Here is a 20,377-nt window from a genome sequence, read left to right on the forward strand (position 1 = left end):
CCGGGTCTTCCCGCCGGGCCGTCAGGCGGCCGTGGAGATGGTGGCCGAGCCGATGACCGTGTCGCCCGAGTAGAGCACGGCCGCCTGCCCCGCCGCCACTCCGGTCGCCGGCCGGTCGAGCGAGACGACGAGCGTGCCGTCGCGCTCCTCGTAGCGGCAGCCGTACACCTCGCCGTGCGCCCGGAGCTGCACCGACAGGTCGTCGAACCGGTCGGGCCCGTTCCACACCGGCCGGACGCAGACGATCTCGGAGACCTGCAGCGCCTCCCTCGGCCCGACGGTCACCGTGTTGGACACCGGCTCGATCGACAGCACGTAGCGCGGCCTGCCGTCGACGGTCGGACGGTCGAGGTGCAGGCCCTTGCGCTGGCCGACCGTGAACGCGTAGGCGCCCTCGTGCGTGCCGACGACCGCGCCCTGCTGGTCGACGATGGCGCCGGGCTCCTGACCGAGCCGCTTGGCGAGGAAGCCGCGCGTGTCACCGTCGGCGATGAAGCAGATGTCGTGGCTGTCGGGCTTGTCGGCGACGGTCAGGCCGCGCCTGGCCGCCTCCTCGCGCACCTCGGCCTTCGTGGAGCCGCCCAGCGGGAACATCGCGTGCCTGAGCTGCTCCCTGGTGAGCACGCCGAGCACGTAGGACTGGTCCTTGCCCTGGTCGACGCTCCTGGACAGCACGCCGTCCTCGAGCTTGGCGTGGTGGCCCGTCGCCACCGCGTCGAACCCCAGCGCCAGCGCCCTGTCGAGCACCGCCGCGAACTTGATCTTCTCGTTGCAGCGCAGGCACGGGTTCGGGGTACGGCCGGCGGCGTACTCGGCCACGAAGTCCTCGACCACGTCGCGCTGGAAACGCTCGGCCATGTCCCAGATGTAGAACGGGATGCCGATGACGTCGGCGGCGCGGCGGGCGTCGCGGGAGTCCTCGATCGTGCAGCAGCCCCTGGCGCCCGTGCGGTGGGATTGCGGGTTGGCCGAGAGCGCCAGATGCACACCGGTGACATCGTGACCGGCCTCGGCGATCCGAGCGGCGGCCACGGCGGAATCGACGCCGCCCGACATGGCGGCAAGCACACGCAGTCCCATGACGTTTCGAGACTACCGTCCACGAGCGGCTTCTCGACCCTCCGGGGAGACCTCGCGGCGGAGGGACGGCGAGGGGTGGGGCGGGGTGGGCCGGGCGGCCGGCCACCGGAGCAGCGGGGCGACACCGGCGGGAGCGGATACCGGCGGGCTGACACCGGCGTAGATCGGCTCGCCGGGCGGGCGGAGATCGGCGAGTTACGCGCCCGCGAGGTGCGAGAATGCTGGGTTATGCGACTGTTCGGGCGCAAGGACGACGAGGAAGAGGCCGGCGAGACCGGCGAGACCGGCGACGCGCTGGCCGAGTTCTGGGAGTGGTGGCGGGAGACCAGGCCCCAGATCGACGCGCTGGTCGAGGCCGGCGAGGCCGAGCGGCTGTCGGAGCTGATCGCGCCCGCGGTCACCGCGATCCATCCCGGCCTGGTCTGGGAGGTCGCGCCGGGCAGGCAGGCCCAGCAGGCGCTGGTGGTGACCGCCGCGGGCGACCCCGAGCTGCGCTCGCTCGCCCACCGGTGGTCGAAGGGCGCGCCGGAGACCGACGCGCTGTGGGAGTACCACCCCTCGCGCCAGGCCAACCCCGAGGCGATGGAGCTCACGCTCGACGTCGGCGGCTACGAGTTCGCGCTCGACAAGCTGCTGCTCGGGCTGCGGGTGCCGAGGGGCAACCCGCGCATCGACATCGCGGCCTTCCACCCCGTCTTCGTCATGCTGGACGAGGACACCCGCATGGAGGCCACCCTGCTGTCCCTCGACTGGCTGCTCGGCGAGGACGACGTGGCCAGGTGGGTGGGCGAGATCACTCCGGCGACGTTCCAGCCGATCGACTCGGTCGAGGCCGTGCACCTGCCCGCGGTGATCGCCGACCTGGCCACCGAGTTCGCCGAGGAGCAGTGGGTGCTGCTCGAAGGGCAGACCGCGGGCGGCGCGCCGCTGATCGCGACGGCCCGTTTCCCGCTGCGTCCCGTCGACCACCCGCTCTACGACCAGCACATCCAGATCACCCTCCCCTACGCCCACGCCGACGAGAACGGCCTGCCGGTGGGCGAGTCGCTGACGGCGCTGCGGGAGTTCGAGGAACGGCTGGCGGCCAGGCTCGGCAGGCAGCACGCCGACGGGGTGCTGGCGGCGCACCTGAGCGCGGAGGGCGCCAGGGTGATCCACGTCTACGCCGACCCGACGGGCGAGGCGGCCATCCACGCCAAGGAACTGATCGTGAGCTGGGAGGAGGGCCAGCCGCTCGTCGACGTGGTCACCGACCCCGGCTGGACGGCGGTCGCCCCCTTCCTGTCCTAGAACGCGGGGCACAGCAGTCTGCGGGCGGAGGTGCGGGGCCGCCACCTCGGTGCTCTGGTACGGCTGCGGCCGGCCGTACCAGAGCGTGAGGGGTCAGCCCACGGCGTACGCGCGGGTGATCGTCTGGGTCACGCTCGCGCCCGCGCTGTCATGCGCGCTCGCCCGGAGGGAGACGAACCCCGCCGTGCCGGGGTTGGGCACGGCGGCGGTCCAGCCTGATCCGGTGCGGACCACGGGGATGCGGCGCCACGTGGTGCCGTCGTCGGTGGACATCTCCAGCCGGACGGACGTCACCTCCGCCTTCGCCGCGCCGGGGTTGCGCTCGACGGACAGCGGCAGCCGGGTCAGGGACCCGGGCCTGGCGCGGTTGTGGTCGTCGAGCCCGGCGGGGGTGTAGTGCACGGCCATCAGCGGGAGCGGCTGCTCCGTGGTGGCGGTCGAGGACGGGAACGTCCAGGTGGCGTCCACGCCGGTGGAGAGGGTCGTGTACGGCACCTGCCGGCGCGCCGAGGCGGTCAGCGTGTAGGTGGCCTGCCCGGCCGGCAGACCGGCGTGGAGCCGGCACGGCTCGGACAGGTAGAACACGCAGCCGGTCAGGTCGGTCCTGGCGATGACCTGGCCGTCCTTGGTGAGGGTGGCGCTGCCGGTGGCGGCGCTGTCGGAGCCGGTCCGGCCCGCGCCGCCGTCGGCGAACAGCCCGGCGCCGGAGAAGGTCAGCTGGTCGCCGGTTCGGCTGCCGCCGGGGGCGGGGAACGACGGCCCGGTGACCGCCGCGTTCCAGACCTCGCTGGTCTGGCCGCGACCCATGAGCCTGCCCGCGTCGGCGACGACGGCGGTGCCGACGTCGAGCATGCTGTCCCACACCAGCCCGGGGGTCCGGTAGTGGGTGATCGTGCCGGGCAGGTCGATCGCGCCTGTCACCGGGGTCACCATGCCCGGCCGGCCACGGAACCGCGGCCCGGTCGCGGGCCGGCCCTTCGCGGCCACGCCGGAGGCCCGGTAGGTCGCCGTCACCTTGGCCAGGTCGTTCTTCCTGGCGTGGTAGGACAGGTCGTCGGGGAAGCCGCCGGTCCGCTGGTCGACGAGGTCGTAGACGTACGGGCTGGGGGACACGTCCTTGCTGCGCCACACCGTCCTGAACCTGGCGGTCAGCCCCGGCTGGCGGGTGGGAACGACGTACACCTCGGTGTTGGGGTCCCAGCCGTGGACGCCGGACTGCGTGGTCCACGGTCCATGGCCGATGCTGATCTCGAGCGCGGGCCCGGTGGCGGCGGTGGGGTCATCGATCGTGACCCGCATCGGCCTGCCCTGGCGCGCGTCCACCGTTACCTGCTGGTCGCCGTTGTCGACCTTCACCGGGGTGGCGGCGATCGTCAACGCGTCGCGCTCGGGGACCTCGCTGTAGAAGTTCCAGTCGCCCTTCGGCAGGCGGAGCTTGGCCACGCCGTCCTTGACGGCCGGCATGCGGACGTCGCCGGTGTCGGCGTCGTAGAGCTCGGCGACCCATGGCCTGGCTGGCCGGCCCTGCCTGTCGACCAGCGTGATGGTGACGTCGTAGGACTCCGGTTCGACGTAGCCGCCGGCCGGCGTGCGGACCACCGTCTCGCCGGAGCGGGCGGTGACCGTCCCGGGATAGTCGCCCGGCGCCTTGCCGGTCGCGTCGATCGTCAGCGTGACCGACGCCTGGCCCTTGGCGGGCACCTCGAGCCGGTCGGCCGACAGCTTCAGCACCTCGCCCTCGGCCGCCAGGTCCAGGGTGACCGGTGTGTCGCCCGCATTGGCGTAGGTGATCGTCCTGGTCCTCACCCGCTCGCCGGTGCCGTTCCACGGGAAGGCCGCCCATACGCTGCCGGTGGTCGCCGCGACCGGCTGCTTCAGCGCGCGGACCAGGTCGACCAGTCCCGCCCCCTGCTGGTACGGCCCGGCCCCCTGCTGCGGGGCGGCGCTGCCGACGAGCGCCGCCTTCAGCTGCGCGCCGGTCCACTCGGGATGCCGCTGGGCCAGGATCGCCGCCGCTCCCGCCACGTGCGGGGACGCCATCGACGTGCCGCTGTAGGCCACGTAGGGGCCGTCGGCGGTGCCGGACGCGGCCGCCGCCACGATCTCCACGCCGGGCGCGGTGACGTCCGGCTTGATCGCGTGGTCGCTCACCCGTGGCCCGGGGCTGGAGAAGTCCGCCATCCGGTTCTGCCTGTCCACGGCGCCCACCGTGAGCGCCGCGTCGGCGCTGCCCGGGCTGCTCACCACGCCGTGCGGAGCGTCGTTGCCCGCCGCCACGACGAACAGCGTGCCGGTGCGCTCCGACAGCGTGTCGACCGCCTGCTCCAGCGGGTCGAGCTCCATGGAGTCGACGTCGCCGAGGCTCATGTTGACGACCTTGGCCTTGACCTCCATCGCGGCCCACTCCATGCCCGCCAGGATGGCCGAGTCGACGGGTCCGGCGGCGGTGCCCACCTTGCCGATGACCAGCTTGGCCTCCGGCGCCACCCCGCGGTACTTCTCGCCCCTGCCCGCCACGATCGAGGCGACATGGGTGCCGTGGCCGAGCGTGTCGCGGACGTCGGGGTCCTCGCTGAAGTTGCGCGCCTGCACCACCGCGTCCTTCAGGTCCGGGTGGTCGGGGTCGTAGCCGGAGTCGAGCACGGCGACCGTGACGTCCTTACCGGTCAGGCCCTGCTGCCAGGCCTGCGGAGCGCCGATCTGCTTGACGCTCTGGTCCAGCGAGAAGGAGCGGCGGCCGTCCAGCCACAACTTCGTCCTCCCTGCCGCCGGCCGGGCGCCCCCGCCCACCAGGCCCTTCCACGCCTGCGCCGCGCCCGCCTTGGGCACCCGCGAGGCGCTCATCCCGAGTCCGGACAGCTGCCGCGTCTGCCGCGCCCCCTGCGGCACCAGGGCGGCCTGGCCACCCGTCGTCTGCGAGATCACCGGGATGTCCGGGGTGTCGGCGTCGCCGTACCGCCAGGCCAGCAGCTGGGTCACGTCGAACAGCCGCCGGTCCAGCACGCCCTCGGCGATGAGCGGACGGGCGTCGGAGGGGATCACGTACAGATGGCCCCCGCGCACCTGACTGGTGAAGCTCACCTCCCTGCCCGCACCCGGCTCCACGCGGTGGCCATGGCCGGTCACCACCACGCGGTCGCCGGTGATCAGGGTCACGCTGCCCGTCTGGGCGGCGCCGCCGACTGCCTTCTCGGTGTCCGCCGGTTGCCGCAGTGCCGGCGTGGAGCCGACCGCGTCCGACGGTTGCCGCGGTGCCGGTGTGAAGCCGACCGCTCCGGCGAGCAGAGCGGCGACGAACGACTTACCTAAGGTCATCAGCCACCTCACGGGTCACAAGGAAAAGATCCACCCCTTGTTCGCCGAAGGCCGTCGACCGGTTCACGCCGCTTTGGCGGGAACCTCCTCCGCGGCGATGCGCAGCGCCTCGACCAGCCTGCGGTACAGCTCGTCGGACTCCAGCAGCTCCTCGTGCGTGCCCTGGGCGCGAACGCCGCCGTCCTCCATCACCACGATCGTGTCCGCGTCGATCACCGTGGAGAGCCGGTGCGCGACGGTGACCACGGCGCCCGTCCGGGCCCGGGCCGCGATGCACTCGTGGACGGCCGCCTCGGTCAGCCCGTCGAGCTGCGCCGTGGCCTCGTCGAGGAGCAGCACGTCCGGCGTGCGCAGCAGCGCCCTGGCCAGCGCGATCCGCTGCCGCTGGCCGCCCGACACCGACGTGGAGGACAGCGGCGTGTCCAGCCCGTCGCCGAGCCGGTCGACCATGCCGGCCAGCCGTACCTCGGCGAGGACCCGCTCCAGCTCCTCCTCCGTCGCGTCGGGGTGGGAGAAGAACAGGTTGTCGCGGATCGTGCCGGGCACGATCGGCGTGTCCTGTTCGACGTATGCGAGCCGCTCGCGCACCTGCTCGTGCGTGAGCCCCGTGTACGGCACGCCGTCCAGCAGGATCTGCCCCTCCTGCGGCTCCAGGAAGCGCAGCAGCAGCGAGAACAGCGTGGTCTTGCCCGCGCCTGACGGCCCGACGATCGCCGTGTGGCCCGTGCGCGGGATCACCAGGTCGACGCCGCGTACGGCCGGCTCGGCGCCCGGCCCGTAGGCGGCCGAGACCCCGCGCAGCTCCAGGACCGGCCCGGAGGGCGTGGCGGGCGGTCCATGCCGTGTCACCGGCACGTCGCTCTCCAGCTCCAGGTCGTCGACCGCGCGGATGCGCTCGGCCGCCGCGATGCCCGACTGGAGCGCGGTGACGTTCTGGCTCAGCTCGGTGACCGGCTCCATCAGCGCGAAAGCGTACAGCAGGAACGCGATCAGGCTGGAGACCTCCAGGTGGCCGGCCGCGACCCGCCAGGCGCCGATGCCGAGGATGAGGATGATCGCCAGCTGGATGCCCGACCATGCGAGGGTCCATGCGACGGCCTCCCTGCGCACGGCCCTGACGCTGTGCCGGGTGGACGCGCGGGCGTCGGCGATGATCCGCTCGGCCTGGCGGTCCTCGGCCCTGCTGACCTTGACGGTCCTGATGGCGCGCAGCGCGCTTTCCAGCACGCCGCCGAGCCTGCCCACGTGTTCCTGCGCCTGCTCCTGCGCCTTCGCGATGGCCGGCATGAGCACGGCGAACAGCACGCCGACCACGACCACGGCGGCGACCGTGGTGCCGAGTAGGACAAGGTCGAGCACGCCCATGAGGACGAGCGTGCCGGCCAGCATGACCACGCCGTTGATCAGCCCGATCAGGCTGGAGGAGGCGGCCTCGCGCAGCAGGACGGTGTCGGAGGTGACGCGCGTGACGAACTCGCCCGTCGGCCGCCTGGTCACCTCGGGCACCTTCGCCCTGAAGAGCCTGCGCACCATCGACTCGCGCGCCTCCAGCACGACGCGTTCGCCGAGCGCGCCGAGCACGATCCACTGGCACGACCAGATCAACGCGCCGATCAGCAGCAGCACGAGGAGCGCCACGACCGGTCCGGCGAGCGAGGTGGCGGCGCCGAGCGAGTCGAGCACCCATTTGGTCACCATGGGGGTCGCCAGGCCCAGCGCCGAGCCGATCAGCGCGAGCAGCAGGCCGATCGCCAGCTTGCCCCAGTGGGGCCGGGCGAAAGACCACAGGACACGCAGCCGCGGAAAGACGGGAACACGCATGCTCTCTAGTGGAACATATGTGTTCCATAGCGGTCAAGCTTGTTCCACGATGGGGCACGGTGCGCTACCGTGGGACACATGACTGCTGTTGAGACCGGCATGCGCGCACGGACCAGGCGCGCCATCCTCGACGCGGCGGTCGCCACGCTCTCCAAGGACCCCGGCGCGTCGCTGAGCGACGTCGCCGCCGCCGCGGGCGTGGGTCGCACCACGATCCACCGCTACTTCCCCGAACGGTCCGACCTGATCACGGCCATCGGCAACGACGTGCTGGAGAGGATCGCGGCGGCGACCGCGCGGGCCAGACCCACCGAGGGGCCTGCGCTCCAGGCGCTCGACCGGCTCTGCCAGGAGTACTTCGAACTCGGCGACGGGCTCATGCTCGCCTTCACCGAACCCCAGCTCGTGGCCAGCGACATGTGGGAGGAGGAGACCCCGTCCGACCGGGCGCTGATCGAGCTGATCGAGCGGGGGCAGGCCGAGGGCGCCATCGACGCCGAGCTGCCCGCCGACTGGATGCAGCAGGTCGTGTGGTCCCTGCTCTACAGCGCGTGGCAGCACATCCGCGACTCGGGCGCCTCCAAGCACGAGGCGCTGGGGCTGTGCCTGCGCTCGCTGCGGAAGGCAGTCGCGGCCTGAACGACGCCCGGCTCGACCCGGTCCTCGGCCCTGCCACGGGCGGCTCCCGCGGGGAGCTTCGCAGGTAGGTGAAATCCGTACCAAAAATGTCTTGAGTTGCCGGGCGCTCCTCACCACGCGGGCAGAGCACTGCTGTAGAGGAGAGCCATTATGAAAAACATCGACGCGGCCGGACCGTACGTCCTGTCGCTGTTCCGTATCGTCGTGGGGCTGATGTTCGCCTGCCACGGCGCGGCCAAGCTTTTCGGCGTGCTCGGCGGCGAAGTGGTCCCGGCCGGTAGCTGGCCGGCGTGGTACGCCGGCATCATCGAGCTCGTCGGCGGGAGCCTGCTCATCGTCGGCCTGTTCACCCGGATCGCGGCGCTGATCTGCTCCGGCGAGATGGCCTACGCGTACTTCCTCGTCCACCAGCCGAAGGCGTTGTGGCCGCTGCAGAACCAGGGCGAGCTGGCCGCGGTCTACAGCTGGTCGTTCCTGCTGATCGCGGTCCTCGGCCCGGGAGTGTGGGCACTGGACACGTTGCTGAGCCGCTCACGCCATCAGACGCCGACCAGCGTGGTCTAGCCTCGCTTACGCGCGCCCCCTGCGCTCACGGCTCGCCGGGCGCAGGGGCAGCGGGAGGCTCTGGCCCGGGGCGAGGCGGCGCACCCGCTCGGACAGCCCCGACCTGTCGATGTGACGCAGGAAGTCGTCCAGCGGCGAGGTGAAGACGGTGTAGTCGTCGTAGTGGACCGGCAGCACCTCTCGGGGGTCGATCAGGCGGACCCAACGGCTGCCCTGCTCGCCGTCCATGGTCACCAGGAGCGTCCCGAGCAGCCTGGTGCCGCCCAGATGCACGATCGCCAGGTCGATGGCCGGGAACCGGATCGGGATGCCCGACAGGACCCGGTGGTCCATCAGCGTGTCGCCGCTGATGTGCAGGCGCAGGTCCGTCCGTCCCGAGGAGTCGCCGAACTCGAGCATGCTGCCCATGACCGGAGGCAGCAGCAGGTTCGCGACGCCCGGCGCGTGCTTGGCGGGCAGGGCCGTGATCGTGAGCGTACGGTCGCCGGCCGTCAGCCGGTGCTCGCGCCACAGGTCGAGACCCACGGCCGCGCCGAACCCCTGCCGTCGCAGGCGGCGCGCGGCATGGCGGGTGGTGATGACGGGCGTGCTCCTGTCCAGGCCCCTGCGCGCCACCCGGTCCCAGTGGTCGCCGTGCATGTGGGACAGGACGATCGCGTCCAGCGGCGGCAGCTCGTCGACATCCAGCGCCGGTTCGGTGCGCCGCCTGCTGGTGAGGCCGTAACCGAGATAGGCGTGCTGGCCGCGATGCAGGAAGTTGGGGTCGGTCAGCACGGTGAAGCCGTCGTAGCGGATGAGTGTGGTGGCGTTGCCGATGAAGCGCACATCGGCCTGATCGCGGTCCGACATCATGTCTCCTGACGTTGCGTATCGACCGCCCTACCCACCGGCCGGCGCCTCCCAACGCCCGCCTTCGGACGTCAGCCCAGGTCAGCGACCCAGCCACAGATGATCTACGCGCCGTACCCGCGGTGACCCGGGGCGCCGGCCGGGTCCGCCTCGGCGCGGGTCACAGGGCGAGGACGGCCAGCATCGGCAGTGCCGCGAGCGCGAGCGCCACCACGACGACGACCGCCAGCTCGGTGGCGCTGACCTGGCAGGCGAAACGTTGCGGCCCCACCCTCGGCGAGGCGTCGAGCACATCGAAGAGATGGGCGTATCTCCGGTCCCGCTGCAGGCCGAGTTCGATCTCGATCAGGATCCGGCGTTCGCGCTGTGAAAGCTCCACGACGGCCTCCTTCATGAGGTGGCCATTTCACCGCTCGCTTACCTTCTCACCTGCCCTTTCGGCGCCGTTCCAACCGGCGTGGGCCCGGTCGTCTCGCCTGATGCCCACGCCGGACCTGCGCCGGGCCCCAGGCCCGTGCCCCCGTCAGCTGAGGCCGGCCCGGCGGGCCCGCTCCACCGCCGCGGGAAGCACCTCGACGAGCCGGTCGACGTCCTCCTGCGTCGAGGTGTGCCCGAGCGTGAACCGCAGCGACCCCCGGGCGGTCGCGGCGTCCGCGCCCATCGCCAGCAGCACGTGGGACGGCTGGGCCACGCCGGCCGAGCACGCCGATCCGGTCGAGCATTCCACGCCCTTGGCGTCGAGGAGCATCAGCAGCGCGTCGCCCTCGCAGCCGGGGAAGGAGAAGTGGGCGTTGCCCGGCAGCCGGTCGTCCGGGTCGCCGTTGAGGATCACGTCGGGGACGGCCTGCCGTACCCGCTTGATGAGGTCGTCGCGGAGGGCGGCGAGGCGGCGCGCCTGCTCCTGCTGGTTGCCGACGGCCACCGTGACGGCGGCGGCGAACCCGGCGATGGCGGGGGCGTCGAGGGTGCCGGAGCGCACGTCGCGTTCCTGGCCGCCGCCGTGGAGGACGGAGACGGGCGTGATGCCGCGGGCCAGCAGCAGGGCGCCGACGCCCATCGGCCCGCCGACCTTGTGGCCGCTCAGCGTGAGCGCCTCGGCGCCGGAGTCGGCGAAGGAGACGGGCAGCATGCCGACCGCCTGGACGGCGTCGGTGTGGAAGGGGATGCCGTGGTCGTGGGCGATCGCGGCCAGCACGTGGATCGGCTGGACGGTGCCGACCTCGTTGTTGGCCCACATCACGCTGACCAGGGCGACGCCCGCGGGGTCGCGTTCGATGGCGGCGCGCAGCGTGTCGGGGTGCACCCTGCCGTCGGCGTCGACCTCGAGCAGCTCGACCTCGGCGCCCTGCCGGTCGGCCAGCCAGGTCGCCGGGTCGAGCGCGGCGTGGTGCTCGACCGAGCTCATCAAGATGCGCCGGCGCGGCTCGCGGGCCCAGTAGAGGCCCTTGACGGCGAGGTTGTCGGCCTCGGTGCCGCCGGAGGTGAAGACGACCTCGCTGGGACGCGCGCCGAGGGCGTCGGCGATCGCCTCGCGGGACTCCTCGACCACCCGGCGGGCCTGCCGTCCTGCCGCGTGGAGCGACGAAGCGTTTCCCACGCGGCCGAGCTGCCGGGTCATCGCCTCGATGGCCTCGGGGAGCATCGGAGTGGTCGCCGCGTGATCTAGGTAGGCCGGGCTCACCCGCTCAGGGTATCTCGTTTGCAACTGTACCGTCCGGACGGTACAGTAGAACCATGAGGCGTGACGAGTTGCTGGATGCCGCGGAGGAGCTCCTCTGCGACCAGGGCTCGGCCGCGCTCACCCTCTCCGCCGTCGCCGAGCGGGCCGGCGTGAGCAAGGGCGGACTTCTCTACCACTTCAACAGCAAGGAAGCCCTCATCAAGGGCATGGTCGAGCGGCTCATCGCGGAGTTCGACGACCTGGTGGCGGCGCAGCCGTACGACACCTACACCAAACGGTACCTGGGTGCCACGCTGGCGGCCGTCCGCACGGGCCGGCTGCGACGATGGGCGGTCGTGACGAGCGCCTCCGGCAACCTGTACCTGCTCGCGCCGCTGCGCGACGCCATGGCCAGGTGGCACCGCGAGGGGCTGGCCGACGAGCCCGACCCCGTGGCTTCCCAGATCGTACGGCTGGCGTGTGAGGGCCTGTGGGACGTGGCGAGCCACGACCCCGCCCTCAACTCCGAGAGCGACCTACGGGCCCTCGAGGCCCGCCTGCTCGCCCTGCTGTAGCGCGCCCCCGTCGCGCCACCCATTCTCCCCATCCCCCCATTTCCCAACCCGTTTTCCCCACGACGCCCGCGTGCGCGCCGGCGTGCGATGTGACGACCCTGAGAGGTGTTGACGATGACCCGCGACCTGAGGACTGCCCGTTTTGGGTCGATCCTCACTTTTGTCCTTGCTGGCTTCATGGTGGGCACGATGACGGTGCGCATCCCGGCGCTGACCGACAAACTCGGCCTGTCCGAGGCGACGATCGGCGTGATCCTGCTCGTGTGGGGTCTGGGCGCGCTCATCACCATGCAGGCGATGCGCGGGATCATGAACCGCGTGGGCAGCAGGACGGTGTTGCGGGTCGGCGGCCCTGCCACGGCACTGTCGCTCCTCGGCGTCGCCTGCGCGCCCAACCTGCCGTCGCTGCTGGTCGCGGTCGCGGTGTTCGGTCTGGCGTTCGGCACGGTCGACATCGCGATGAACGCCCAGGGCTCCACGGTCGAGCAGGCCTACGGCAGGCCGCTGATGAACGGCATGCACGCGGGCTGGTGCGTCGGCGCGATCTCCGCGGGCGGCGTCGGCAGCCTGTCGATCGCCCTGGGCCTGTCCTTCACCGCCAACCTCGCCCTCGTCGCCCTCGTCTCGCTCCCGCTGATCATGATCACCGGACGCACCTATCTGCCCGAGGCCCCCGTGACCGGGACTGCCACCAGGGCGCGCAGGCGGATGCCGCCGATCGTCTACCTGCTGGGCGCGATCATGTTCTTCGCGTTCATGGTCGAGGGCACGGTCGCCGACTGGAACGGCCTGTTCATGCGTAACGAGCTGGGCGCCACCGAGGCGGTCGCCGCGCTCGGCTACCCGATCTTCGAGATCGGCATGCTGGTCGCCAGGCTCGGCGGCGACAGGCTGCGCACCCGCTTCGGCGTGCGGGGCATCATGACCGTCTCGGGCCTGGCCACGGCCGCGACGTTCGCGATCGTGCTGACCGCCGCCACGCCGCTGATCGCCGTGCTCACCATGTTCTTCGTGGGCCTCGGCGTGGCGACGATCTCCCCGATGACGCTATCGCTGGCCGGTACCTCGACCGACAACCCCGGTCCCGCCATCGCCCAGGCCGGCGCCATGGGGTACGCGGGCCTGCTGCTCGGCCCCGTGGTGATCGGCTTCCTCAGCGACATCACCTCGCTGCGGACCGCGCTGGGCATCGCCGTGGCGCTCGGCCTGCTCATCACGGTGGCCGCCCGCCTCCTGCCCCGCGCCGAGCCCGAGGTCATCACGATCGCCCCGGTCGAGCGACGCGAGCCCGCCGAGCTCGCCGCCTGACCTCCCGGCGGGGCGCCCGCCCGTCCTCCCGAACGGCGTGCGCCCCGCCTCCCGGGGCTCCCCGCCATGCCCCCTCCGCCACGCACCACCGCCGCCCGCAGAACCCGCGCACGCGGAAACCAGGCGCGCGGTGCCGTCCGCTGGACGCGGGGCCGTCCGGCAGGGGAAAAAGGATCATGAACCGCACCGAGCGCATGGACCTGGACGCCTACGTCGAGCGCACCAGAACCGGCCCCTGCTTCATCTGCGCGATCGTGGCCGGCGATCCCGCGCACGCCCTGGAGGAGATCCTCTACGAGGACGACGCGCACCTGGCCTTCCTGGCCAGGTACCCGACCATGCCGGGCTACACCCTCGTCTCCCCCAAGGCGCACCTCGAGCACGCCGTGCGCGACCTGGACGAGGCCGCCTACCTGGCCCTGATGGCCGTGGTGCGCCGGGTGGCGCTGGCCGTCGAGGCGGTCGTGCCGTCGGAGCGGACCTACCTGCTCACGCTGGGCAGCCAGCAGGGCAACGCGCACCTGCACTGGCACGTGGCGCCGCTCCCGCCCGGCACGCCGTACCACGAGCAGCAGTTTCACGCCCTCATGAGCGAGAACGGCCTCATTCCGTGGAGCCAGGAGCAGGCGAGGGAGCTGGCCGACCGCATCAGGGCGGCCCTGCGATAGGAACGCGAAGGCGGCGGCCCCCCAGGGGAGCCGCCGCCTTCGGCATGGACCTACTTGCGCTTGCCGATCTCGTCGGCGAGCTGCGGGACGACCTGGTGCAGGTCGCCCACGACACCGAAGTCCGCCAGCTCGAAGATCGGCGCCTCCGGGTCCTTGTTGATCGCGATGATGGTCTTCGCGGTCTGCATGCCGGCCCGGTGCTGGATCGCGCCGGAGATGCCGGCGGCGATGTACAGCTGCGGCGAGACGGTCTTGCCCGTCTGGCCCACCTGGAACTGGTGCGGGTACCACCCGGCGTCCGTGGCGGCGCGGGAGGCGCCGACGGCCGCACCGAGGGCGTCGGCGAGGTTCTCGATGACCGAGAAGTTCTCCGCCGAGCCGACGCCACGGCCGCCGGAGACGACGATCGCCGCCTCGGTCAGCTCGGGGCGGGCGCCCTTCTCCTGCTTGACCCTGTCGACGATCTTCGAGGCCTTCGCGGCGTCGGAGAGCGTGACGGACACCTCCTCCTCGGCACCCGCGGCGGGGGCCGGGGACGGCGTGGTGGAGTTGGGGCGGACCGCGATGATCGGCGTGCCCTTGGTGACCCGCGACTGGACGTTGACGCCGCCACCGAAGATGGACTGGTCGGCGACGAGGCCCTCGCCGACGCCGACCGCGTCGGTGATGACACCCGAGTCGGTCTTGACGGCCAGGCGGCCCGCGACCTCCTTGCCCTCGGCCGTGGCGGCGACGAGGACGGCGGCGGGCGAGGCCGCGCCGACGAGCTGGGCGAGCAGCTCGGCCTTGGGCGCGACGACGTAGTCGACCACGTCGGCGGAACCCGCGACGTAGATCTTCTCCGCGCCGTACTCGGCCAGCTTGGCCTTGGCGTCGGCGGTGAAGCCGGGGCCGGCCCAGACGGCCGACGGGGCGCCGAGCGAGCGGGCCAGGGTCAGCAGCTCCAGCGTGACCTTCTTGACCTCGCCGTCGACCTGCTCGACGAGAACGAGAATCTCCGACATATCAGCAAAACCCCCGTTCTCAGATGAACTTCTTGGACGCGAGGAAGTCGGCGGCCTTCACGCCACCGTCGCCCTCGTCCTTGACGATCGTGCCGGCCGCGCGCGGAGGAGCGGCGGCGAAGTCGACGACCTCGGACCAGGCGGCACCGAGCCCGACCTGCGCCGGGTCGATCTCGGCGTCGGCCACGCCCATCGCGGCGACCGGCTTCTTCTTGGCCGCCATGATGCCCTTGAAGGACGGGTAGCGCGGCTCGTTGATCTTCTCGACCACGGAGACGACGGCGGGCAGGGTGGCCTCGACCTTGTCGTAGCCGTAGTCGGTCAGGCGCTGGACGGAGATCGAGGAGCCCTCGACGTCCACCTTGTTGGCCAGCGTGAGCTGGGCGACACCGAGGCGCTCGGCCAGCATGGCGGCGAGCACGCCGGTACGGGCGTCGGTCGACTCGGAGCCGAGGATGACCAGGTCGAAGCCGATCTTCTTCAGCGTCTGGGCCATCGCGTAGGAGGTCGAGAGCGCGTCCGAGCCGTGCAGGGCGTCGTCGCTGAGATGAACCGCCTTGTCCGCGCCCATGGCCAGGGCCTTGCGGATGGTCTCGGTGGCCTTGCCGGGACCCATGGTGAGAACGGTCACCTCACCGCCGTGGGCCTCCTTGAGCTTCAGGGCCTCCTCGACCGCGTACTCGTCAAGCTCGTTGACGACGCCGTCGGCGGCGTCACGGTCGAGCGTCTTGTCATCAGACCGGAGCTTGCGCTCGGTCGCCGTGTCGGGGACCTGCTTCACGCAGACGACGATGTTCATGGCCGGTGGCCGACCTCCCGTAATCGCATGCTCGGATGGGTGCTGTCCAGACTGCCAGACTGCCCGGGGCGCCAGCTGCACGGCCCCTCGGGTGGTCATGTTACCCACGGGTAGCTTTGACGCAAACCCGCAGTTCGCCCCACCCTACCGAACTTTGTTCCGGAAGCCCGCCGTGGCCCCCGCCCGAAGGACCGATCAGGCGTTGAGGAGGAAGACCACGCCCACCACCAGCGCGGTCACGGCGAAGAGGGCCAGCGTCGCCGGGCTGAAGAAGCTGCTCAGCGCCAGCCACAGAACCGCCACGCCGGCCACGGACGTGAGGTCCGTCACCATGCGCCTGGTCCTGAACAGCCCGCGCGACAGCAGGGCCACCCCCGCGTCGGCGACCACGACCAGCGCGTAGGAGGCCAGCAACAGCAGCGAGACCTCGGGCAGCGGGGTGCGCGCGGCCGCCGCGAGCAGCGCGGCGAACACCCCTGACCCGATCACCCACCTCCTGCGGATCTTCTCCCTGTGCAGGGACCTGGCCTCCTCGGGCGGCCTGCGGTGCCGGTCGGCGCCCGGCCGCCACTCGCGCGTGGACAGGTCGTGCACGCCGGGCTCGACCGGCCGGGCGGGCCCCGGCCCCTGCCGACGCCTGCCCCGCGAGAAGAAGCCGCCGCCCGACGCGTCGAGCAGCGCCGCCGGCTCCTGGCTCTCGCTCAGCGCGGGACGGCGGCGTGCCGTACCGGCGCCGGTGACGCCGTGCCGGCCCCGGGCGGGCAGGTCCGCGCCCAGCAGCGCGCAGATCCGCGCGGCCGTCGGCCGCGCCTCGGGATCGCGCTGCAGGCACTCGCCCAGCAGCGGCTCCAGCCAGGCCGGCACCCCCTCCAGGTCCGGCTCGTGGTGGACCACCCGGTAGGCGATGGCCGACAGCGGCCCCGTCCCGTACGGCTGGCGCCCCGTGGCCGCGTAGGCCAGCGTGGCGGCGAAGGAGAACACGTCGGCGGGCGCGCCCGCCTCCTGCCCCTCCAGCACCTCGGGCGCCAGGTAGCCGGGCGTGCCGATGACCGCGCCCGAGGCGGTGACCGACAGGGAGTCGAGCGCCGAGGCGATGCCGAAGTCGATCACGACGGGGTCGCCGTCGGCCATCATCACGTTGGCCGGTTTGAGATCGCGGTGCACCACGCCCGCCTCGTGCATGGCCAGCAGGGCCTGCGCCAGCCCCTTCGCCAGGCGCCGCAGGTCGGCCACGGGCACCGGGACGACGCTGAGCGGCCGCCCCTGCACGTACCGCGTCACCAGGTACGGCCGGTCGCCGCCGAGCGAGGCGTCGAGCACCTCGGCCACGCACGGCCCCTCGACCAGCCGCATGGTCTCGACCTCGCGCTCCAGCCTGGTCAGCGCCGAGGCGTCGGCGGCGACATGCGGGTGCAGGAGCTTGACGGCGACCGTGCGCCCCTCGGGGTCGAGCGCGAGATGCACCTCCCCGAAGCCGCCGGAGCCCAGGGTGGACAGCAGTCGGTAGGGGCCAAGGTGCTCACCGTCCGGCTCGCTCATGTCTCCATAGTGCCCCGCGCGGAGGCGGGAGACCACGTTATGACCAGGGTGACAGGAAGCCGAGCCCCAGGCTGGTCATGAGCGAGTCGATGAGCCCCGTGATGAGCCCCGTCACGCTCTCCTGGGCGCTGCGGGTCAGTTCCCTGACCACGTCGGAGGGCTGCTCCCACGGATACCAGGTGGGCTCCTGGCCCATCGCGAACATCACCGCGAGCAGGGCCGCGGTGCCGACCGCGATGGCCACCACCAGCCCGGCCCCCGGGCTGCGGATGACGCCGGTCAGCGTGCGGGTGACCGCCTTGCGCGGCGCTCCCCCGCCCGGCAGCACGAACAGGCCGGCGGCGAAGGCGCCCGCGGCGTAGGCCACCGCCTGGTCGCTCTCGACCTTCAGCCCGTAGTTCAGCACGCCCCACACGCACACGCCCCACAGGATCGACAGCGGCACCTGCACCAGCGACATCAACGCCGACTTGATCAGCGCCCACGGGGTGCCGAGCAGGATCAGCGCCGGGTCGGCCGCGCTGCTGCCGCGCAGCTGGCGGCGGGCCACGTGGTCGCCGAACAGGTACTCGCCCACGCGCAGCACCAGCGCGATCACCACGGCGGCCGCCCCCACCATCACCGGCATCATGACCGCGAGCGCGACCAGCAGGGTCAGCAGCAACGCCGCGATGAGCGGGTGCCCGACGCGGTACTTCGGCCGCGCGGCGGGCGGCGGCGTGTAGGGGCGGGCGGCGGCCGGCGGCGGCGGCGTGTACGGCCTGACCGCCGCCTGCTCCGGCGGTGGTGGATAGCCGGCCACACGCTGGTCGGGGTACGGCGCGGCCGGCCGGTACGGCGGCACGTTCGCGGGCACGTACGGCGGCGGCGTGGCCGGCTCGCGCCGTCGCTGCTCGTCGCGCGGCTTCGGCTCCTTGCGGGGCTTCGGCTCGGGCCTGGACGGCTGGGCGTACTCCACCGGCGGCAGCAGGTCGGAGTAGCTGTCGTCGCGCTCGAACGTCCTGGTCCTGGGCGGCTGCTCCAGCGTCCGCGTGCCGTTCGGCGGCGTCTCGTGGAAGCTGGTCACCGTCGGGTCGAGCTGCCGCGCCATCCGCAGCAGGTCCTGCGCGCTCGGCCGCGCCTGCGGGTCGACCGACAGCGCCCTGGACAGCCAGCCGCGCAGCCACGCCGGGGCCTTGTCGAGCTGCGCCCTGCCTTCCATGATGTTGAAGCAGACGACCTCGAACGTGCCGGTGCCGAACGGCGGCGCCCCCACGGCCGCGAAGAACACCGTGGAGGCCAGCGCGTGCACGTCGGCGGCCTGGGTGATCTCCGAGTCGCGGATGATCTCGGGGGCGAGATAGCCGGGCGTGCCGACGAACATCCCGGTCTGCGTGAGCCTGGTCGCGTTGACCAGGTGCGCGATGCCGAAGTCGATGACCAGCGGCTCGCCGTCGACCAGCATGACGTTGGACGGCTTGAAGTCGCGGTGGATGACGTCGGCCGCGTGGATGGCCACCAGGGCCGTGCACAGCCCCTGGGCCAGCCTGATGAGCTCCTGGGCGGGCAGCGGCCCGTCGGTGAGCACCGTCTCCTCGAGTGTGCGCCCCGGCGCGAACCTGGTCACGACGTACGGCTGGCCCCCGACCAGCTCGGCGTCGAGCACCTCGGCCACGTTCCTGCTGCGCACCCTGCGCATGGTCTCGACCTCGCGGGTCAGCCTGTCGCGAGCCTTGAGGTCGGCGGCCACGTGGGGGTGCAGCACCTTGATGGCGACCTCGCGCCCCTCCTCGTCGATCCCGAGGTGGACAACCCCCATGCCCCCCTCGCCGATCTTCCTGACGAGCCGGTAGGGTCCGAGACGCTCGGGCGCCTGGGTGTTGCCGGTGCTCATCTACTCATCCCCCTCCTTGCTCCGCCTTCCCCCTGAGGTCCTGAAGCCTGTCCGTGACCGGACTCACGCCGACCGGCGACCACACCGCCTGCCTGCCTGAGTTCGGCACCGTGCCGAGCGCCAGGACCAGCGAGAGCGCGGCTCCGACCGCGAGCACGCCCGCGACCCCCATGGCCACCGTACGCGACGGAACCAGGGACGCGAGCGTCCTGCGCATCTGCCGTCCGGGAGACTCGACCCCGGGACCCGCGCACACGGTCCACAGCGCGATCGCCGCGCCCCAGGCCAGCGCGTTGGGCAACGGCATCCAGGTCAGCACGGTCAGCAGCAGCGTCACGGGCAGGCCGAGGATGAGCGCGTACGGCACGAGCGCGATCGTGATGCCGATCGACTTCAGCAGCGCGGCGGGCTGGCCGAACACCCTGATCACGTCGGCCGCCGCGGCGCTGGTCGGCCGTCTGGCGTTGAGCTGCGGCTGGGCCAGGTCGGCCGCGCGCAGCAGCACGACGCACGGCAGCACCACCGCGGTCATCACCACGGGAGCCAGGACCGCCAGCACGATCATGATGACCAGCAGCATGCCGCCGGCGACGCCGTACGCCTTGGAGCGCTGCAACGCCGCTCCTGGACGCGAGCCGGGGATGCGCGGCTCGCGCCACGTCTCCGGATCCTGCGGCGCCTGGTGGCCCTGCTGGTGGCCTTGCTGCGGCGTCCCCTGGTACGGCTGGCCGTACGGGGAGGGGAAGTCCGGCGAGTCGGTGCGGACCCTGCGGGTGGGGATGTCGCCGTCCCGGTGCGGGTACGGCGGAGCCTGCGGGGGCACGCCCTGGTAGCCGGATCGGCCGCCCTGCGCGCCCTGGCCGCCGGCCGGCGGGAACGTCCCCGCTCCCTGCTGGAAGCCGCCCGCGGGGTGGCCACCGCCCTGGCCGGCGGGCGGCTGGGCCGTTCCGTGGCCGGGAGGCGAAGCGTGATGGTCGGGCTGGCCGGACACCGGCCAGGGACGGCTGGCGGGCGGGTCGGTGGCCGCGCGGGTCGGCGCGTCCCACGGGTGCGACGCGGCCTCCTCACGCATCTGGCGCAGCTCCTCGGGGCTCACGCGCCGCGTCGGCCACGGGTCGCCGCCCGTCGTGGTCGGCTCGCCCTGCGGCCCCTGACCCTGAGCACCCTGCCCCTGAGCACCCTGCCCAGGGACCTGGCCCTGCCCGCGCGAACCGGGCCCCTGACCCTGTCCCTGAGCGACCTGACCCTGCGCACCCTGCCCCGGGACCTGGCCCTGTCCGGGCAGGCCGGGCGGCTGCGTCGGCTGCGGGCCCTGCTGCCTGCCGCCCTGCGGGTGCACCTGCGGGGCGTGGTCGCCGCCGCCGTGCTGCCGGCCGCCGGGCGCGCAGGGCCC

Annotated in this window: 16 protein-coding genes and 1 pseudogene; 6 read left to right on the forward strand and 11 right to left on the reverse strand. The window is 72.5% G+C overall.

Annotated features, from left to right (window positions below):
• Nucleotides 1-21 precede the first annotated feature (21 nt).
• The gene (gene mnmA / locus ACWEVS_RS19755) at nucleotides 22-1,080 is read right to left on the reverse strand and encodes a tRNA 2-thiouridine(34) synthase MnmA (protein WP_354909772.1); all 1,059 of its coding nucleotides are present in this window, start codon (nucleotides 1,078-1,080) and stop codon (nucleotides 22-24) included.
• Between the two features lie 228 nt (nucleotides 1,081-1,308).
• Between mnmA and ACWEVS_RS19760 the strand changes: the two genes are divergently transcribed.
• Nucleotides 1,309-2,370 carry a DUF695 domain-containing protein gene (locus ACWEVS_RS19760; RefSeq protein ID WP_449928818.1) on the forward strand — a complete coding sequence of 354 codons (1,062 nt, stop codon included), beginning with the start codon at nucleotides 1,309-1,311 and terminating at the stop codon, nucleotides 2,368-2,370.
• 93 nt (nucleotides 2,371-2,463) lie between these two features.
• Here the strand turns inward: ACWEVS_RS19760 and ACWEVS_RS19765 are convergent, their stop codons facing one another.
• A complete protein-coding gene (locus ACWEVS_RS19765) occupies nucleotides 2,464-5,685 on the reverse strand; it encodes a S8 family serine peptidase (protein WP_452552674.1) in 3,222 nt (1,073 codons plus the stop codon).
• 63 nt (nucleotides 5,686-5,748) lie between these two features.
• Nucleotides 5,749-7,506: an ABC transporter ATP-binding protein gene (locus tag ACWEVS_RS19770; protein ID WP_452552675.1), complete on the reverse strand. Its 1,758-nt coding sequence runs from the start codon at nucleotides 7,504-7,506 to the stop codon at nucleotides 5,749-5,751.
• 78 nt (nucleotides 7,507-7,584) lie between these two features.
• On the opposite strand from ACWEVS_RS19770, the gene ACWEVS_RS19775 reads away from it, so the two are divergent.
• Nucleotides 7,585-8,145, forward strand: coding sequence for a TetR/AcrR family transcriptional regulator (locus ACWEVS_RS19775; RefSeq protein WP_449928824.1), 561 nt, complete (start codon nucleotides 7,585-7,587; stop codon nucleotides 8,143-8,145).
• Between the two features lie 150 nt (nucleotides 8,146-8,295).
• On the forward strand, nucleotides 8,296-8,709 hold the full coding sequence (locus ACWEVS_RS19780; RefSeq protein ID WP_449928826.1) for a DoxX family protein: 414 nt from the start codon (nucleotides 8,296-8,298) through the stop codon (nucleotides 8,707-8,709).
• A gap of 6 nt (nucleotides 8,710-8,715) precedes the next feature.
• On the opposite strand, the gene ACWEVS_RS19785 is transcribed toward ACWEVS_RS19780, so the two are convergent.
• The 3 genes from ACWEVS_RS19785 to ACWEVS_RS19795 form a co-directional block, all read right to left on the reverse strand.
• A complete protein-coding gene (locus ACWEVS_RS19785; protein ID WP_452552676.1) occupies nucleotides 8,716-9,558 on the reverse strand; it encodes an MBL fold metallo-hydrolase in 843 nt (280 codons plus the stop codon).
• 160 nt (nucleotides 9,559-9,718) lie between these two features.
• A complete protein-coding gene (locus ACWEVS_RS19790; RefSeq protein WP_452412426.1) occupies nucleotides 9,719-9,937 on the reverse strand; it encodes a hypothetical protein in 219 nt (72 codons plus the stop codon).
• A gap of 144 nt (nucleotides 9,938-10,081) precedes the next feature.
• The gene (locus ACWEVS_RS19795) at nucleotides 10,082-11,239 is read right to left on the reverse strand and encodes a cysteine desulfurase family protein (protein ID WP_449928832.1); all 1,158 of its coding nucleotides are present in this window, start codon (nucleotides 11,237-11,239) and stop codon (nucleotides 10,082-10,084) included.
• A gap of 53 nt (nucleotides 11,240-11,292) precedes the next feature.
• Between ACWEVS_RS19795 and ACWEVS_RS19800 the strand changes: the two genes are divergently transcribed.
• The 3 genes from ACWEVS_RS19800 (at nucleotide 11,293) to ACWEVS_RS19810 (ending at nucleotide 13,769) form a co-directional block, all read left to right on the forward strand.
• The gene (locus tag ACWEVS_RS19800; protein WP_354909797.1) at nucleotides 11,293-11,793 is read left to right on the forward strand and encodes a TetR/AcrR family transcriptional regulator; all 501 of its coding nucleotides are present in this window, start codon (nucleotides 11,293-11,295) and stop codon (nucleotides 11,791-11,793) included.
• 189 nt (nucleotides 11,794-11,982) lie between these two features.
• Entirely contained in the window at nucleotides 11,983-13,101 is a 1,119-nt protein-coding gene (locus ACWEVS_RS19805; RefSeq protein WP_449928835.1) for an MFS transporter, read from the forward strand.
• Between the two features lie 176 nt (nucleotides 13,102-13,277).
• Complete coding sequence (locus ACWEVS_RS19810) at nucleotides 13,278-13,769, forward strand: HIT family protein (protein WP_449928837.1); 492 nt, start codon at nucleotides 13,278-13,280, stop codon at nucleotides 13,767-13,769.
• Between the two features lie 50 nt (nucleotides 13,770-13,819).
• On the opposite strand, the gene ACWEVS_RS19815 is transcribed toward ACWEVS_RS19810, so the two are convergent.
• The 5 genes and pseudogenes from ACWEVS_RS19815 to ACWEVS_RS19835 form a co-directional block, all read right to left on the reverse strand.
• Nucleotides 13,820-14,773 carry an electron transfer flavoprotein subunit alpha/FixB family protein gene (locus tag ACWEVS_RS19815; protein ID WP_449928839.1) on the reverse strand — a complete coding sequence of 318 codons (954 nt, stop codon included), beginning with the start codon at nucleotides 14,771-14,773 and terminating at the stop codon, nucleotides 13,820-13,822.
• A gap of 19 nt (nucleotides 14,774-14,792) precedes the next feature.
• A complete protein-coding gene (locus ACWEVS_RS19820; RefSeq protein WP_452412421.1) occupies nucleotides 14,793-15,572 on the reverse strand; it encodes an electron transfer flavoprotein subunit beta/FixA family protein in 780 nt (259 codons plus the stop codon).
• A gap of 195 nt (nucleotides 15,573-15,767) precedes the next feature.
• The gene (locus ACWEVS_RS19825) at nucleotides 15,768-17,111 is read right to left on the reverse strand and encodes a serine/threonine-protein kinase (RefSeq protein ID WP_452552678.1); all 1,344 of its coding nucleotides are present in this window, start codon (nucleotides 17,109-17,111) and stop codon (nucleotides 15,768-15,770) included.
• Nucleotides 17,112-17,148: 37 nt separating this feature from the next.
• Entirely contained in the window at nucleotides 17,149-18,984 is a 1,836-nt protein-coding gene (locus tag ACWEVS_RS19830) for a serine/threonine-protein kinase (RefSeq protein ID WP_452552680.1), read from the reverse strand.
• Nucleotides 18,985-18,988: 4 nt separating this feature from the next.
• Nucleotides 18,989-20,377 (reverse strand): annotated as a pseudogene (locus ACWEVS_RS19835) (hypothetical protein); the annotation flags it as partial.

Source organism: Nonomuraea sp. NPDC003754, assembly GCF_053605785.1.

What these genes read in the sequence shown, in the direction of transcription:
- ACWEVS_RS19825 (WP_452552678.1), bottom strand. Translation starts at nt 17,111, where the DNA reads ATGAGCGAGCCGGACGGTGAGCACCTTGGCCCCTACCGACTGCTGTCC.
- ACWEVS_RS19760 (WP_449928818.1), top strand. Translation starts at nt 1,309, where the DNA reads ATGCGACTGTTCGGGCGCAAGGACGACGAGGAAGAGGCCGGCGAGACC.
- ACWEVS_RS19810 (WP_449928837.1), top strand. Translation starts at nt 13,278, where the DNA reads ATGAACCGCACCGAGCGCATGGACCTGGACGCCTACGTCGAGCGCACC.
- ACWEVS_RS19805 (WP_449928835.1), top strand. Translation starts at nt 11,983, where the DNA reads ATGACGGTGCGCATCCCGGCGCTGACCGACAAACTCGGCCTGTCCGAG.
- ACWEVS_RS19780 (WP_449928826.1), top strand. Translation starts at nt 8,296, where the DNA reads ATGAAAAACATCGACGCGGCCGGACCGTACGTCCTGTCGCTGTTCCGT.
- ACWEVS_RS19785 (WP_452552676.1), bottom strand. Translation starts at nt 9,558, where the DNA reads ATGTCGGACCGCGATCAGGCCGATGTGCGCTTCATCGGCAACGCCACC.
- ACWEVS_RS19770 (WP_452552675.1), bottom strand. Translation starts at nt 7,506, where the DNA reads ATGCGTGTTCCCGTCTTTCCGCGGCTGCGTGTCCTGTGGTCTTTCGCC.
- ACWEVS_RS19775 (WP_449928824.1), top strand. Translation starts at nt 7,585, where the DNA reads ATGACTGCTGTTGAGACCGGCATGCGCGCACGGACCAGGCGCGCCATC.
- ACWEVS_RS19815 (WP_449928839.1), bottom strand. Translation starts at nt 14,773, where the DNA reads ATGTCGGAGATTCTCGTTCTCGTCGAGCAGGTCGACGGCGAGGTCAAG.
- ACWEVS_RS19830 (WP_452552680.1), bottom strand. Translation starts at nt 18,984, where the DNA reads ATGAGCACCGGCAACACCCAGGCGCCCGAGCGTCTCGGACCCTACCGG.
- mnmA (WP_354909772.1), bottom strand. Translation starts at nt 1,080, where the DNA reads ATGGGACTGCGTGTGCTTGCCGCCATGTCGGGCGGCGTCGATTCCGCC.
- ACWEVS_RS19820 (WP_452412421.1), bottom strand. Translation starts at nt 15,572, where the DNA reads ATGAACATCGTCGTCTGCGTGAAGCAGGTCCCCGACACGGCGACCGAG.
- ACWEVS_RS19800 (WP_354909797.1), top strand. Translation starts at nt 11,293, where the DNA reads ATGAGGCGTGACGAGTTGCTGGATGCCGCGGAGGAGCTCCTCTGCGAC.
- ACWEVS_RS19765 (WP_452552674.1), bottom strand. Translation starts at nt 5,685, where the DNA reads ATGACCTTAGGTAAGTCGTTCGTCGCCGCTCTGCTCGCCGGAGCGGTC.